This window comes from Okeania sp. SIO2C2, from assembly GCF_010692625.1.
GTDB classification, from domain to species: Bacteria; Cyanobacteriota; Cyanobacteriia; order Cyanobacteriales; family Microcoleaceae; genus Okeania; species Okeania hirsuta.
Genome location: NZ_JAAHGM010000011.1, coordinates 455494 through 469823 on the forward strand (window position 1 = coordinate 455494; position 14330 = coordinate 469823).

10 protein-coding genes and 2 pseudogenes are annotated in these 14330 nt (G+C 33.7%); 8 read left to right on the top strand and 4 right to left on the bottom strand.

The features are described from left to right. Positions 1 to 296 precede the first annotated feature (296 nt). On the bottom strand, positions 297 to 755 hold the full coding sequence (gene rplI, locus F6K18_RS12715; RefSeq protein ID WP_287521228.1) for a 50S ribosomal protein L9: 459 nt from the start codon (positions 753 to 755) through the stop codon (positions 297 to 299). Positions 756 to 1025: 270 nt separating this feature from the next. Here rplI and proX (F6K18_RS12720) point away from each other — a divergent pair, with 270 nt between their 5' ends. After that, the gene (proX, locus tag F6K18_RS12720) at positions 1026 to 2051 is read left to right on the top strand and encodes a glycine betaine/L-proline ABC transporter substrate-binding protein ProX (RefSeq protein ID WP_287521230.1); all 1026 of its coding nucleotides are present in this window, start codon (positions 1026 to 1028) and stop codon (positions 2049 to 2051) included. Positions 2052 to 2726: 675 nt separating this feature from the next. On the opposite strand, the gene F6K18_RS12725 is transcribed toward proX (F6K18_RS12720), so the two are convergent. Both F6K18_RS12725 and F6K18_RS12730 read right to left on the bottom strand, forming a co-directional pair. Continuing rightward, a complete protein-coding gene (locus tag F6K18_RS12725) occupies positions 2727 to 2849 on the bottom strand; it encodes a hypothetical protein (RefSeq protein ID WP_275670376.1) in 123 nt (40 codons plus the stop codon). Positions 2850 to 3043: 194 nt separating this feature from the next. Further along, on the bottom strand, positions 3044 to 3268 hold the full coding sequence (locus F6K18_RS12730) for a hypothetical protein (protein WP_287521232.1): 225 nt from the start codon (positions 3266 to 3268) through the stop codon (positions 3044 to 3046). Positions 3269 to 3382: 114 nt separating this feature from the next. Here F6K18_RS12730 and proX (F6K18_RS12735) point away from each other — a divergent pair, with 114 nt between their 5' ends. The 7 genes and pseudogenes from proX (F6K18_RS12735) to F6K18_RS12765 all read left to right on the top strand — a co-directional run bounded on the left by proX (F6K18_RS12735) (position 3383) and on the right by F6K18_RS12765 (position 11379). Next, the gene (gene proX / locus F6K18_RS12735; RefSeq protein WP_287521234.1) at positions 3383 to 4396 is read left to right on the top strand and encodes a glycine betaine/L-proline ABC transporter substrate-binding protein ProX; all 1014 of its coding nucleotides are present in this window, start codon (positions 3383 to 3385) and stop codon (positions 4394 to 4396) included. 226 nt (positions 4397 to 4622) lie between these two features. Then, positions 4623 to 5411 (top strand): annotated as a pseudogene (gene proX, locus F6K18_RS12740) (glycine betaine/L-proline ABC transporter substrate-binding protein ProX). Positions 5412 to 5711: 300 nt separating this feature from the next. Beyond that, on the top strand, positions 5712 to 6689 hold the full coding sequence (gene proX, locus F6K18_RS12745) for a glycine betaine/L-proline ABC transporter substrate-binding protein ProX (RefSeq protein WP_287521236.1): 978 nt from the start codon (positions 5712 to 5714) through the stop codon (positions 6687 to 6689). Between the two features lie 521 nt (positions 6690 to 7210). Beyond that, positions 7211 to 8097, top strand: a pseudogene (gene proX, locus F6K18_RS12750) (glycine betaine/L-proline ABC transporter substrate-binding protein ProX). A 264-nt stretch (positions 8098 to 8361) separates the two neighbouring features. Further along, positions 8362 to 10188 carry a threonine--tRNA ligase gene (gene thrS, locus F6K18_RS12755; RefSeq protein ID WP_287521237.1) on the top strand — a complete coding sequence of 609 codons (1827 nt, stop codon included), beginning with the start codon at positions 8362 to 8364 and terminating at the stop codon, positions 10186 to 10188. A 721-nt stretch (positions 10189 to 10909) separates the two neighbouring features. Continuing rightward, the gene (locus tag F6K18_RS12760) at positions 10910 to 11107 is read left to right on the top strand and encodes a hypothetical protein (protein WP_011611123.1); all 198 of its coding nucleotides are present in this window, start codon (positions 10910 to 10912) and stop codon (positions 11105 to 11107) included. Next, complete coding sequence (locus F6K18_RS12765; RefSeq protein WP_124145038.1) at positions 11092 to 11379, top strand: type II toxin-antitoxin system RelE/ParE family toxin; 288 nt, start codon at positions 11092 to 11094, stop codon at positions 11377 to 11379. Before F6K18_RS12760 ends, F6K18_RS12765 begins: the two co-directional genes overlap by 16 nt. A 600-nt stretch (positions 11380 to 11979) precedes the next feature. Here the strand turns inward: F6K18_RS12765 and F6K18_RS12770 are convergent. After that, complete coding sequence (locus F6K18_RS12770; RefSeq protein WP_287521243.1) at positions 11980 to 13632, bottom strand: GTP-binding protein; 1653 nt, start codon at positions 13630 to 13632, stop codon at positions 11980 to 11982. Positions 13633 to 14330 lie beyond the last annotated feature (698 nt).

Here is a 14330-nt window from a genome sequence, read left to right on the forward strand (position 1 = left end):
GTTGGGGAGGTAGGCGATCGCTAGACATCTGTGATGTACCTACAATTATTTCAAATTTATTTGAACAGTAAATAAGGAGTAGGGAGTCAGAGTTTAAATTACTCTGGTTGGTAGAAAAATTCATACTCAATCCAATTGCTGAATATTACAGTTGGACTAAAGTCAAAAGTCAAAGACTGTCGATCAAAGGATACTTACACATTTTCGAGTCATAAAATCTAGATTTAGTGTGGCACTAGAGTATTTATTTGCATAACCCCTAATTTCTTTTTAACTTTTGACTTTTGACTTTAAAATTAGCTACCCACAACTTGAATCTCTACTTCAGCAGTTACCTCTGGATGAAGTTTAATTTGAGCTTTGTAGAATCCAACCTTGCTAATTTCTGGCAAAGTAACGCCACGTCTATCAATTTCTTGACCAGTATTTTCCTTAATTAAATCCACCAATTCTCTATCAGTAACAGTACCAAAAATCGCATCATTTTCACCAACTTGTTTAGCAATTTTAAAGCGACCAACTGTTTCCAAAGCCGTCTTTTGAGCTTCTGCTGCTTGTTTCAATTCTATTTGTCTTTGTCGCTCTTGTTCTCTACGACGTTCTACCTGTTTAAGAACACCTGGAGTAGTACGAAAAGCAATTTTCTGAGGAATCAAATAGTTACGAGCATAACCAGGAGCTACTTCTACCACATCTCCTGATATTCCCAATTTTTTCACATCTTGATTCAGGACTACCTGTAATTTTTTGGCCATGATTTTAATTTTAAAATTTTCACTGCAAACTTTAATTATATCCTAAATTTAAAGAATCATAGAGATGATTAGTAAAGTAGATTTACAAAATTAACTGATTAATTTAAGCTAGGGTAATAGCTCAAACCGACTGAATATCTAGATAAGTACAGTTAAAATTTAATTTAAAATTATGTTCTCTAGACTGTAAATCGCCTACTCTATTATACAAAGAAAAAATTATCATCAAATAAATATTCAATCAATGTAAAATTTGCCAATCTAATAAAAATGAAACTTAAACAAAAATTCATCAAAATTATTTTAGGAATAATCTTGACCAACTTATTAATAGTCTTTACTTCCTGTCAAACATCACCAAATAATGAAAGTTTAACTATTCGGAGTGCTCATAGTAATTGGATAGAAGAATCATTTCAAACCGAAGTTGTAAATATAGGTTTAGAAAAATTAGGCTACAAGGTCGAAAAACCAAAAGAAATTGATTATCCGGCACTTTATATTTCCATAGCCAATGGAGATTTAGACTATAGTGTTGTTTATTACCAACCAGGACACAAAAAATTCTTTGAAAATGCCGGTGGTGAAGAAAAATTAGAGGGAGTGGGAATTTTAACTCCTAATGGAATTCAAGGATATCAAATAGATAAAAAAACCGCCGATAAATATAACATTACTAACCTTCAACAATTAAAAGACCCAGAAATTGCTCAAGTTTTTGACTCAGATAAAGATGGTAAGGCAAATTTAGTTGGTTGTAATCCTGGTTGGGGTTGTGAGTTAGCCATAGACCATCACCTTAAAGCTTATGGACTAGAAGATACTGTAGAACATAATCGAGGCCAATATACAATTTTATTAGCAGATGCTATTACTCGTTATCAAAAAGGTGAACCTATTCTTTATTATGCCTATAATCCTCACTGGATATCTGCAGTCTTAAAACCAGAAGAAGATGTAGTTTGGTTAGAAGTACCTTTCACATCTTTACCAGAATCTATGGGAAATCTGGGTGAAAAAGATACATCAGTAGATGGTAAAAATCTTGGCCTTCCTAAAGGCGATCAGGGTATTGTTGCTAATAAAAAATTCCTAGAAGCTAACTCAGTTGCCAAAAAATGGTTTGAATTAGTCAAAATTCCAGTTGCAGATATGAATGCTGAAAGTTTACGTATTAAAGAGGGTGAAGACCAACCAGAAGATATTCAGCGTCATGCTCAAGAGTGGGTAAAAAATCATCAACAAGAATATGATAATTGGTTGGAGGTAGCAAGAAAAGAGGCGTTGTCAGATTAAAAGATGAATTATAGGGACAGAGTTCGCGTGACCATTTTTATGGATGTGGTGACTGTGGCATTCTGGACATTCCATTGCATTTTTCCTTGAACTTTAGACGCTGATCATTCTCTCAATCATCTTCTTTTCTGACAATGCCAGAAAAGAAGCTAGTTAAGTAGGAAAAATCTTCATAAGCTTTCAGTCTCACGGGGTGATAAGCACCTCAAAGCTATTGTGGGATAAGGGTTTAAAGGATATAAGCAAGGGTGAAAAATTGACTGGTTTTGTGAGAATGATAATTATTATTAGTGAGGGTGTGGGTGAACTTCGCTCACCCATACCAACACAATGCGTTGATTTATTGTTCAAGTAAATTACTCTCAAAACATTTATGTAAGTCAATTAAAAAATTTTTAATAATCAGATGAATAGTCAGACGTTTCGGGTAAATAATTAAATATGATTTAACATTGACAGAGCTTTTAATCCCCTTTGATCATGAGACTTTTTCTGAGAATTAAAATTCATCATATCTGTGACAATTTCAACTAAATATTCCCCAGCTATGACCGACAATTAACCATACATACCTACCCAAAAATTGCTATGTATTCTATCTTTTCGCCCTGGTTCTTTTAGTCGAAAAATATATCTTTGACCTCCTGACTTTTTGAGGCAATTACCATGGTAACATTAAGCATTATAAGCAATTGCAACTAGTAAAATGAGATTGGTAATACGTTGTGTATTAGCTCTACTTCCTTCTAGATTATATCCCCCTGTTTTACAATCTTTAAACATAGCTTCAATACCCATTATCGACCGATAAAATTTGAGAACTTCATCTAAACTTTCAAGATTTGTCAACAACTACCAAGGCTCCTTTTCCATCTTGTTTTTATATTTTCGTTTCCAATAAGCAACTAAATTAAAATATCCCAATCCTTTGTTCTGAGTAATATTGATGTTACTTAAAAATATTTTTGTTCCTGGAGATACAGGTAAATTACTCAATGGCTGGTATTTTTGACGGGGTTTTCTTTAGTATCTTGTTTTTGTCCGAAGATGAAATTAATTTTTTGAGTTATAGCTCTAATTTTTAGCCAGTAAGATAATTCGACACCGTGAATTTCACTGTCTCCAATAACCACCAATTTATATTTTTTTAATAAACTTAAAACTGGTCTGATAAGTGCTTTTTGGTCGAGGAAATTAGTAGAGCCTTTTTTATTCAAAATTTGCCAGTTGAATCAAAATATAGTGCCTTTTGCCTATTCTCAAATTTCTATAAATCTTTAGTGCTGAGAGTATAAAATACTATTGATGAAAAAATTTTCCATCAAACCACAATGAAACAAAAATATCTCAAAACTATTCTAGGAACAATTCTCACCAGCTTATTAGTAATTTTTACTTCCTGCCAACAAGTTCCTGATTCTGAAACAGTTACTATTCGGAGTGCTAATAGTAGCTGGATACAAGAATTATTTCAAACTGAAGTAGTGAATATAGGTTTAGAAAAACTTGGCTATAAAGTTGAAAGACCAAAACAAATTGAATATCCAGCAATTTATATTTCTCTTGCCAATGGAGATTTAGAATATAGCAGTGTTTACTATGAACCACAACACAATGAATTCTTTGAAAATGCTGGTGGTGAAGAAAAGTTAGAGAAAGTTGGAACTTTAACCCCTAATGGAATACAAAGATATGAAATAGACAAAAAAACAGCTGATAAATATAACATTACTAACATTGAACAATTAAAAGATCCAGAAATAGCCAAACTTTTTGATTCCGATGGAGATGGGAAAGCAAATTTAGTTGGTTGTAACCCTGGTTGGTCTTGTGAATTAGTTATCAATCATCATCTTAAAAATTATGAATTAGAAGATATTGTAGAACATAATCAAGGACAATATGAAATTCTCTTGGCAGACGCAATGACTCGTTATCAGCAAGGGAAACCAATTCTTTATTATGCTTACGATCCTCATTGGATATCAACAGTTTTAAAACCAAATGAAAATGTAGTTTCACTAGAAGTACCTTTCACTTCCTTACCGTCATCTATGGAAAATTTAAGTGAAAAAGATACATCTCTAGATGGAAAAAATCTTGGCTTTCCCCTGCTTCAACAGCGTATAGTAGCGAATCAAAAATTTTTAGAAGTCAACCCAGTTGCCAAAAGATGGTTTGAGTTAGTTGAAATTCCAATTGTGGATATGAATTTTGAAAGTTTACGTATCAAAGAGGGAGAAGATACACCAGAAGATATTCTGCGTCATGCTCAAGAATGGATAAAAAATAATCAGCAAATTTATGATAGTTGGTTAGAAACAGCTAAACAAGCTGCTAATTAAAGTAGCAGTCAAAAATTTTTAATAGTCAATCAGAGAATATTTCATTACTACAAAATCTTAACTAAAAGGATTTTAAGCGGTTTTCATTAACATAGAATACAACTATTTTTACAATTTTTACCTGCTTGGTGCATATCTATAATTTTTACCGTAGTATCTCTTTGTGAAAACCGCTATATAAAGTAAAAAAAGGCAATATAACAATATGATTTGACCTGCTATTTATATTTCTATAGGTAATGGAGACTTAGATTATAGCGTTATTTATTACTTACCAGGACACGAAAAATTCTTGAAAAATGCTGGTGGAGAAGACAAATTAGAAGGAGTTGGAATTTTAACTCCTAACGGAAGAAGTGGATATCAAATTGATAAAAAAACAGCGGATAAATATAATATTACTAATATTAAACAATTAAAAGATCCAGAAATTGCTAAACTTTTTGACTCCGATGGAGATGGTAAAGCTAATTTAGTAGGTTGCAATCTTGGTTGGGCTTGTGAATTAATTATAGATAATCAACTTAAAGCTTATGGATTACAAGATACAGTTGAACAGAATCGAGGCCAATATACAATTCTTCTAGCAGATGCTATTACTCGCTATAAACAAGGAAAATCTATTATTTATTATGGTTATAATCCCCATTAGATATATACAGTTTTAAAGCCAGGGGAAGATGCAATTGGGTTAGAAGTTCCTTTTACTTTCCTACCAGAATCTATGGGAAATCTAAGTAAAAAAGATACATCTCTAGATGGAAAAAATCTGGGCTTTCCCTTACTACAACAACATCTTGTGGCTAATAAAAAATTCTTAGAAGCAAATCCAGTGGCAGGAAAATGGTTTGAATTAGTTGAAATTCCAGTGGCAGATATGAATGTTGAAAGTTTACGTATTAAAGATGGAGAAGACCAACCAGAAGATATTCTCCGCCATGCTCAAGAATGGGTAAAAAATCATCAACAAAAATATGATAATTGGTTAGAGCAAGCGAGAAAAATTACTAATTAATAAGAAATCATTTTGCTGATTTTTCAAGAATTAAATGAGTTTGAAATTTTAGAAAAAAAGCTGATACTAATCTCCACATTTTCAAATTTCCAGAATTATTTAATTATTAATTATTCGGCAAATAAAGAATCAGAAAATCAATGGATTTTAAAATTAATCAAAAAGGCTGATGCTAATTTATAAACTGCTATAAATCTATAATCAATATAGTCATAAACTACCAGATGTTAAAGCTCTTTCAATCAATCAATAAAATGAAGCAAAAATCTCTCAATATCATCTTAGGAATAATCTTCACAAGTGTATTCAAGTGTATTAATAATTTTTACTTCCTGTCAACAAACCCCCAATTCCCAAACAGTCATTATTCGTAGTGCTCATAGTAACTGGATAGAAGAATCATTCCAGACTAATATTGTCAATATAGGTCTAGAAAAACTCGGCTACACAATCGAAAAACCTAAAAAAATTGGATACCCCGCTATTTATATTTCTCTTGCTAATGGAGATTTAGACTATAGTGTTGTTTACTATCAACCAGGAAGTAATCATTTATTTGAAAATGCTGGTGGTGAAGAAAAATTAGAGGGAGTCGGCATTTTAACTCCTGATGGAATTCAAGGATATCAAATAGATAAAAAAACTGCCGATAAATATAAAATTACTAACATTCAAAAATTAAAAGATTCAGAAATTGCCAAGCTTTTTGACTCCGATGGAGATGGCAAAGCAAATTTAGTTGGTTGTAATCCTGGTTGGTCTTGTGAATTAATCATTAACCATCAACTTCAAGTTTATGAACTGCAAGATACAGTAGAACATAATCTAGGTGAATATACAATTCTTCTTACAGATGCTATTACTCGCTACCAACAAGGAAAACCTATTATTTATTTTGCTTATAATCCTCATTGGATATCTTCAGTTTTAAAACTAGGAAAAGATGTAGTTTGGTTAGAAGTTCCGTTTACCTCTTTTCCAGAATCTATGAAAAATATGAGTGAAAAAGATACATCCCTATATGGAAAAAATTTTGGCTTTCCCGTACTTCAACAGCGTATAGTTGCTAATAAAAAATTCTTAGAATCAAACCCAGTTGCTAAACGATGGTTTGAATTAGTCAAAATATCAATTGCAGATATGAATGCTGAAAGTTTACGCATCAAAGAGGGTGAAGATACACTAGAAGATATTATGCGTCATGCTCAAGAATGGGTAAAAAATCATCAACAAGAATATGATAGTTGGTTAGAAACAGCGAGAAAAGCTACTAATTAGGGTTTGCTTAAAAAGTCTTTGAGTAGGTGTAAGAGACAGGAAACAGGAGACAGGATAAATGGGAATTAGCGAGGAGGTAAGAGTAAGAATTGTCCCAAGATTGCTCTGCCCAACTCTTGCCTAAAATATTAACTTTCTGGGGAGTTTTAGACTGAAACAGGCGCACTGCAATTAGAGCAAAAATAAGCTAAAGCATTTATTTATATATAGATGCTTTGAGATTTAATTAGTAAGCCCTAATTAAGAATAAATAATGTTGCTATTTTTTCAAGAATTCAATGGATTTTAAAAATCATAAAATGCTATGATTTTGTGATCAATCAAGTCATAAACCAGCAGATATTAAATATATTTCAATCAATTAAACTTAAATGAAACAAAAATATTTAAAAATTTTCTTAGGAAGCATCTTAACAAGCTTATGAATAGTTTTCACTTCCTGTCAAAAAACTCCTGCAGGAATAGTTACTATTCGTAGTGCCAATAGTACCTGGACAGAAGAATCATTTCAAACCGAAGTAGTGAATATAGGCTTAGAAAAACTCGGCTATAAAGTTGAAAAACCAAAAGAAATTGATTATCCGGCAATTTATATTTCTCTTGCCAATGGAGACCTAGACTATAGTGTTGTTTATTATCAACCAGGGCACAAACAATTCTTTGAAAATGCTGGTGGAGAAGAAAAATTAGAAGGAGTGGGCATTTTAACTCCCAATGGAATTCAAGGATATCAAATAGATAAAAAACAGTGGATAAATATAATATTACTAACATTGAACAATTAAAAAATCCAGAAATAGCAAAACTTTTTGATTCTGATGGAGATGGCAAAGCAAACTTAGTTGGTTGCAATTCTGCTTGGTCTTGTGAATTAGCGATAGATCATCATCTTAAAGCTTATGAATTAGAAGATACAGTATATCATAATAGAGACCAATATACAGTGCTTTTGGCAGATGCTGTTACTCGTTATCAAAAAGGGGAACCTATTCTTTATTATGCCTATAATCCTCACTGGATATCTGCAGTTTTAAAACCAGGAGAAGATGTAGTTTGGTTAGAAGTTCCTTTTACTTCTTTACCAAAATCTATGGGAAATCTGACTGAAAAAGATACATCCCTATATGGAAAAAATTTTGGCTTTCAGATATCTCAACAGGGTATTGTTGCTAATCAAAAATTCTTAGAAGCAAACCCAATTGCTAGAAAGTGGTTTGAATTAGTACAAATTCCAGTTGCCAATATGAGTGAGGAAAGTTTACGTATTAAAGAGGGAGAAGACCAACCAGAAGATATTCTCCGCCATGCCCAAGAGTGGATAAAAAATAATCAAGAAAAATATGATAATTGGTTAGAAAAAGCAAGACAAGAAACTGATTCATTAGAAATCTCCAATAATCAAAAATAAAATCAACTACCACACAAAAATAATTAACTCTTTCAGTCTACTCCCTACTTCCTCTTTTCTGGAGATGTCTATTGTAAATAGAATTCAAGCAAAACACTATCCATAATATTATTAATATAATGGTATATAGTAGTCAAAAACTATAACGTTTGATATGCGTAGCGTTGAAATCTCAAAAATCCCTAAATGGATGATTAACTAAAATAGAATAGAGCTTTCCTCTGTTCCTGTGCAAATATAAAAAAAACCAAGAATAAACAGCCAATGTCTAGGCCAGAATCTAATCCTTCCCCAGAACAACCAGAAAAAATCCATTTACCTCGCACCAGCGAGTCAGAAACCCTCAAAAAAATTCGCCATACCACATCCCATGTCATGGCCATGGCAGTACAAAAGCTGTTTCCTAAAGCACAGGTGACAATTGGCCCCTGGATTGAAAATGGCTTTTACTACGACTTTGATACCCCCGAACCATTCACAGAAGCTGACTTAAAAACCATCAAAAAAGAGATGGTGAAAATAATTAAACGTGACTTACCAGTAATTAGAGAAGAAGTCAGTCGCGAAGAAGCCAAACGTCGAATTGAACAAATAAAAGAACCATATAAATTAGAAATCCTCGAAGACTTAGAAGACCCTATTACCATTTATCATCTTGGTGAAGAATGGTGGGATTTATGTGCTGGCCCTCATATAGAAACTACAAAACAACTTAATCCTAAAGCCATCGACTTAGAAAGTATCGCCGGAGCTTACTGGCGCGGAGATGAAACTAAAGCCCAATTACAACGTATCTATGGAACTGCTTGGGAAACTCCAGGACAACTGGCAGAAGATAAAAGACGAAAGGAAGAAGCTCTCAAAAGAAACCATCGTAAACTAGGTAAAGAATTAGGACTATTTATGTTTTCCGACCTTGTTGGACCGGGATTACCTCTGTGGACTCCCAAAGGTACAATGTTAAAGAATTCATTGAAAGACTTTCTCCAACAAGAACAACAGAAACGGGGTTATTTACCTGTAGATACTCCCCATATTGCCAGAGTCGATTTATTCAAAACTTCCGGACATTGGCAAAAGTATAAAGAGGATATGTTCCCGATGATGGCTGAGGATGAGGAATCAGAAGCTCAGGAACAGGGTTTTGTTTTAAAACCAATGAACTGTCCATTCCATATCCAAATTTATAAACAGGACTTACGTTCTTATCGGGAGTTACCAATACGACTTGCCGAGTTTGGCACTGTTTACCGCCATGAAAAGTCTGGGGAATTAGGTGGTTTAACCCGAGTCCGAGGTTTCACTCAAGATGATTCTCATTTGTTTGTGACACCCGAACAACTTGAAGCCGAGTTTCTTAGTGTGGTAGACTTAACTCTATTTGTGTTTAAAAATCTACAACTAAATAATTTTAAGGCTAGATTAAGTTTCCGTGACCCTGACTCAGATAAGTACATTGGTTCTGATGAGGCTTGGGAAAAAGCTGAAGGTGCAATCCGTGGAGCTGTGGAAAAAATGGGTATGGATCATTTTGAGGGTATTGGTGAAGCTGCATTTTATGGCCCAAAATTAGATTTTATTTTCCAGGATGCTTTGGAGCGAGAATGGCAGTTGGGTACTGTGCAGGTAGACTATAATTTGCCCGAACGATTCGATTTAGAATATGTGGCAGAAGATGGGACGAGAAAACGCCCAGTGATGATTCATCGCGCACCTTTTGGTTCCTTGGAAAGGTTGATTGGGATTTTGATTGAGGAATATGCAGGAGATTTTCCTTTGTGGTTAGCTCCTACCCAAACTAGACTTTTGCCAGTTAATTCTGAATTTTTGCCTTTTGCTCAAGAGGTTGCTGCTCAGATGCATCAAGTAGGTATTCGTGCTGAGGTGGATATTAGTAATGAACGTTTGGGTAAGTTGATTAGAAATGCTGAAAAGGCAAAAATTCCTGTAATGGCTGTAGTTGGAGCTAAGGAAGTTGAGTCAAATAGTCTGAGTATTCGGACTCGTGCTGCTGGGGAATTAGGTTCTATACCTGTGCCAGAGGTAATTGAGAAGATGAGTAAGGCGATCGCTAACTATGAAAATTTCTAGACTTTAACAGGAAGTAATTAAAAATCAAAAATATACTTCAACTAATTCTAACACGAGTATTTGCATCCGCTTTCTGATAAATTGAGAGCGGGTTTATTTATTTGACTTGTTATTTGATAAGCTCTTGATAGTATTTAAAAGTTTTGAATTTAATAACAACTGAATGGCCATAAATTAATAATCGCTAATTCCAATTTTCACCATTAAACTATGCCAAATTGAATTTAATCGTCTATCTATAGAAAGTAAAACTTTTCTTTGAGGACGACTAACAAGTCTAGACCAAGTTATACTTTGCAGGGATCATAAATATACATAAATATAGATGATTGACCAATAAGTTATTAGCTATAAGTAATTACGCTGGTAGCTGATAGTTCAAAATGATAGTATTCTCTTTCAAAAGTTAAATCAGATTGTTATATTATTGATAGGTATATTATTTCCCTTATATCTAGAGCCAAGGTCGGCGATAATCTGACATATTTTTTTTGTTTGCGAAAGGCGCTAGAACATGAAAGCATCTAAATTTAAAGGAACTATATGAGACCAAAAGGTTTCAACATAATAAAGTTAAAGATAAAAATGATTAATATCTTAAAGGTTCCTCTAAGAGGGGATGTGTTTTTCGCTTTTTTATGCTTGGAAAGTGCGAAAACGCAAATTACTAGATGTCGCTGTCCAATGGCTCATGTACAGCTAGGAACAGTGACTTAATAATATGAACTTTATGAATACCGCTAAGAAAAAAGTAGAATCTCTATTAAGTAAATTGCCAGATAATTGCTCCCTTGAAGATGTTCAATATCATTTATATGTAATTGAAAAGGTTCTTCATGGTTTAGAAGTAGCTGATAAAGAAAGAAAAATTACACAAGAAGAAGCTGAAGGGCTTTTGAGTAAATGGGTTATAAAGTAGTTTGGTCTTCTAAAGCTATAGATGATGTGGACGCGATTGCTTCCTACATAGCACGTGACTCTGTTTCTTATACTGCAGCAGTAGTCCATAGGATAATTAATGTCACCAAAAATTTGATTCATAATCCTTTACAAGGAGAAGTAGTCAAAGAGTTTGGGGATGAAAGTTACCGACAAGATTATGCTTACAGTTATCGAGTCCTTTATCAAGTTAAAGGTAATATAGTAATTGTTGCTGCGGTTATTCATGGAAAAAGGTTATTAGATTTATAGTTGAAGCGCGATCAAGTCCAATCAAATATTAGCTCAGAACCGAGTTTCATTGGAAGCTCGGTTTTCTAAGTTAGAAGTCAGGAGTCAAAAGTCAACCTTTTCACGGAAGTCAAAATTCAAAAATCAAAAGTCAAAAGTAAGAATTTAATTGAGGCTTGCTGAATAAATATAAAAGCATTGACTGATATTGGTTTGAGGCAAATTATGTCTGGAAAAAGTATGAGATTTTCAGCAAGCTATGGTGAAAAATGAGTATTTTCACCGAAGCACGCAGCCTAAAAATCACTCTGACTATTATTTTTATTTTGGCTACTGACTCTGTGATTCCCATTTATTCTAATATTCTATGTCCTAACTGCTCCCTACTCCCGACAAAGAGCAAAAAGACTTTATTCAGCAAACTCTAGTTGAACTAACTGTCAGTCAACTTTCAAGTACGGAAGTCAACGGAAGTTAAAAGTTAGAAGTCAGAAGGAAAAATAGAGTTTATGTAACTCAAGCGGAATCTGCTGTATCTCCTATTAATAAAAAATAAAATTAATTATCGTAATAAATACATTAATTATTTCTTCCTAATCCCTATTTTTCTACGTTCTCAAATTACCAATTTTCCCTTTTTGCTCTACTTTCTGTATACCAATCATTAACAGTATTATCTTGATTTTTAATTGTTTGAGGTTGATACTTAACTTCTTCTAAATCGTATTCTTTTTCCATTTCAACTTCTTCATTCTGGGAATAAATATTAGTCAAAGGCTCTACAACTTTAGCCAACGCATCTTGAATAAATAACTTAACAAATTCATCTTTTTTTGTTAATTGAAATTGTTTTTGTACTACTTCTGTAATGCCACCATCTCCCCAATCTTGATTATGACTAAAATATTCAATAAAACTCTTTCCAGCAATTCTTGTTAAATAAGCTGCACTTACTCCTTGAATTGCCTTCCCAATTAAAAAAGTTGCTATACTTAACTGTAAAGCTGTAGAAATTAATTTAATCGCCCCTTCAACAATACCTAAACTAGCAAGTGTTTTAGCTAAAGACATTGCTAACTCTTGCCCTCTTTCAAGATTTAATTCACAACCATAAATTTTGCCAATTTCTATCACCATTTGAGCATTAACAGCTGCCGTGGCCAAAACATCTACTACAGGCAAAGGTGTAACAGCAATAACTCCTGCCCCTATCCACTGAAACCTTTCTACAATCTTCTCTGCTTTTCGTCGTCTTTGAGCATCAATTAAGGATTTTGCCTCTTCCCCTAAACGCTGAGATTTTAGCAAAATATTATCAGCAATCAAATCTTCTCCTTCAGACCTCAAAACAGCAGCCATACGTCCGATCAAAGCCATAATATCAGGTTCTGGCTGATATATTTCTCCAGTCTCAAGCTTCACAGAATGAGGACTAGCAGCGATCGCCACAATATCCATTTTGCTAAACCCTACTAACCTTTCCCTGAGCTTAACAATAATTGCTTCTCGGTCCTCTTCAGTGTAGAGGTCTATTTTATTAAAGACCACAAGCGATCGCTTACCAATGTCCGCCAAAGCGTTAAAAGCAGCATATTCGGACTTCTGTAAATCATTATCAACCACAAATAATAGTAAATTAGCCTCTGTCGCCAAAACCCTTGCCAGTTGACCCCTTTCCGTACCTGCTACTCCCGCTTCTAAAATTCCTGGAGTATCAGTAATCAAAATTTCTTTTTTCAATTCTGGCATTTTTAAATGATAGGTCTCCCCTACTTTAGTTGACCCCATAGGTGCTTCTACCCTACCCACCATCTGACCCATTAGTGCATTAACCACAGAAGTCTTACCAGCAGAACCAGTACCAAAAACAACTACTTTTATATCACCTCGTGCTAGACTAGCTTCTATTTCTTGTGAACGCTCTAATAACGCTTGTCGAGCAACCTCATCTTGAATCAAGATAGCCTGTTGTCTCAAAGCCTTGAGAGATTCAGAAGCTACCTCAGATTTCACAACCGGAATCTTAACTTTAACTTTTGAACCTCGTCGCCGTTGATTTTTTTGAATGGTATATAGTCTCAGATAATATATGAAAGCAAAAATGACTATTCCAATGAGGAAAATTAATAATAGTAAGAATAAGTTGGCCAAAAGTGGAGGAGCGGACCATGAAACTTGACTATATAGCCATGATAAAGAACCAATCAGCCAAATTATGAGAAATAAAATTAGGCTTAAACCTAGAATCAATATTAATAAGCGGGAAGTAGGCATTTTCAGTTATCAGTTATCAGTTATCAGTTAACAGTATCTCCTACTGAGTAAGAGGCTTTAAATACTGAATTTCCTTTTACTCAATCCTCTTCTTTTCAAGGAGAAGAAATTGTTAATTATTAATTATTTATTAATTGTTGAACTACATCATTTAATATAAAACTTGACAAAGTAGACAAGTTATGTGTACGTCTTTGAGAGGCTTTTTCCGAAGAAAAGTGTTTTGAGAACTGTAGACAAGATTGTTATTCCTCACACTTCCCACACCTCCCACACCTCCCACACTTCCCACACTTCCCACAGCAATATCGCGGGCAATAGCTAATAGTGAAAAAAAAGTGGACTTTATTCAATTCATCATCAGTCTATTTCCTAAGCACTATGGCTTATATATCTAATACCATTAAAAAAAAAGAATGTTACAAATAATAGGGGCAATTAAAAGACTTTACAGGAGATGTTCCTTTGACTAAAAATATCACTTACGACCTAATAAATGGTATTGAAGCTATTGATTATGACTACTGACTCCTAACAAATAACTTAGCTATTTGTAGCAAATATTTATAAAATTGGTATAAAATATCTTTGCTTTACAAGCTAATGGTCGGGAGTTTTTTTGACTCTAGAAATTAAATTAATCAAGAAAAAATAACATCGGCTTTAAAAATCCCTATTATGTAAGCATTCAGCGGTCA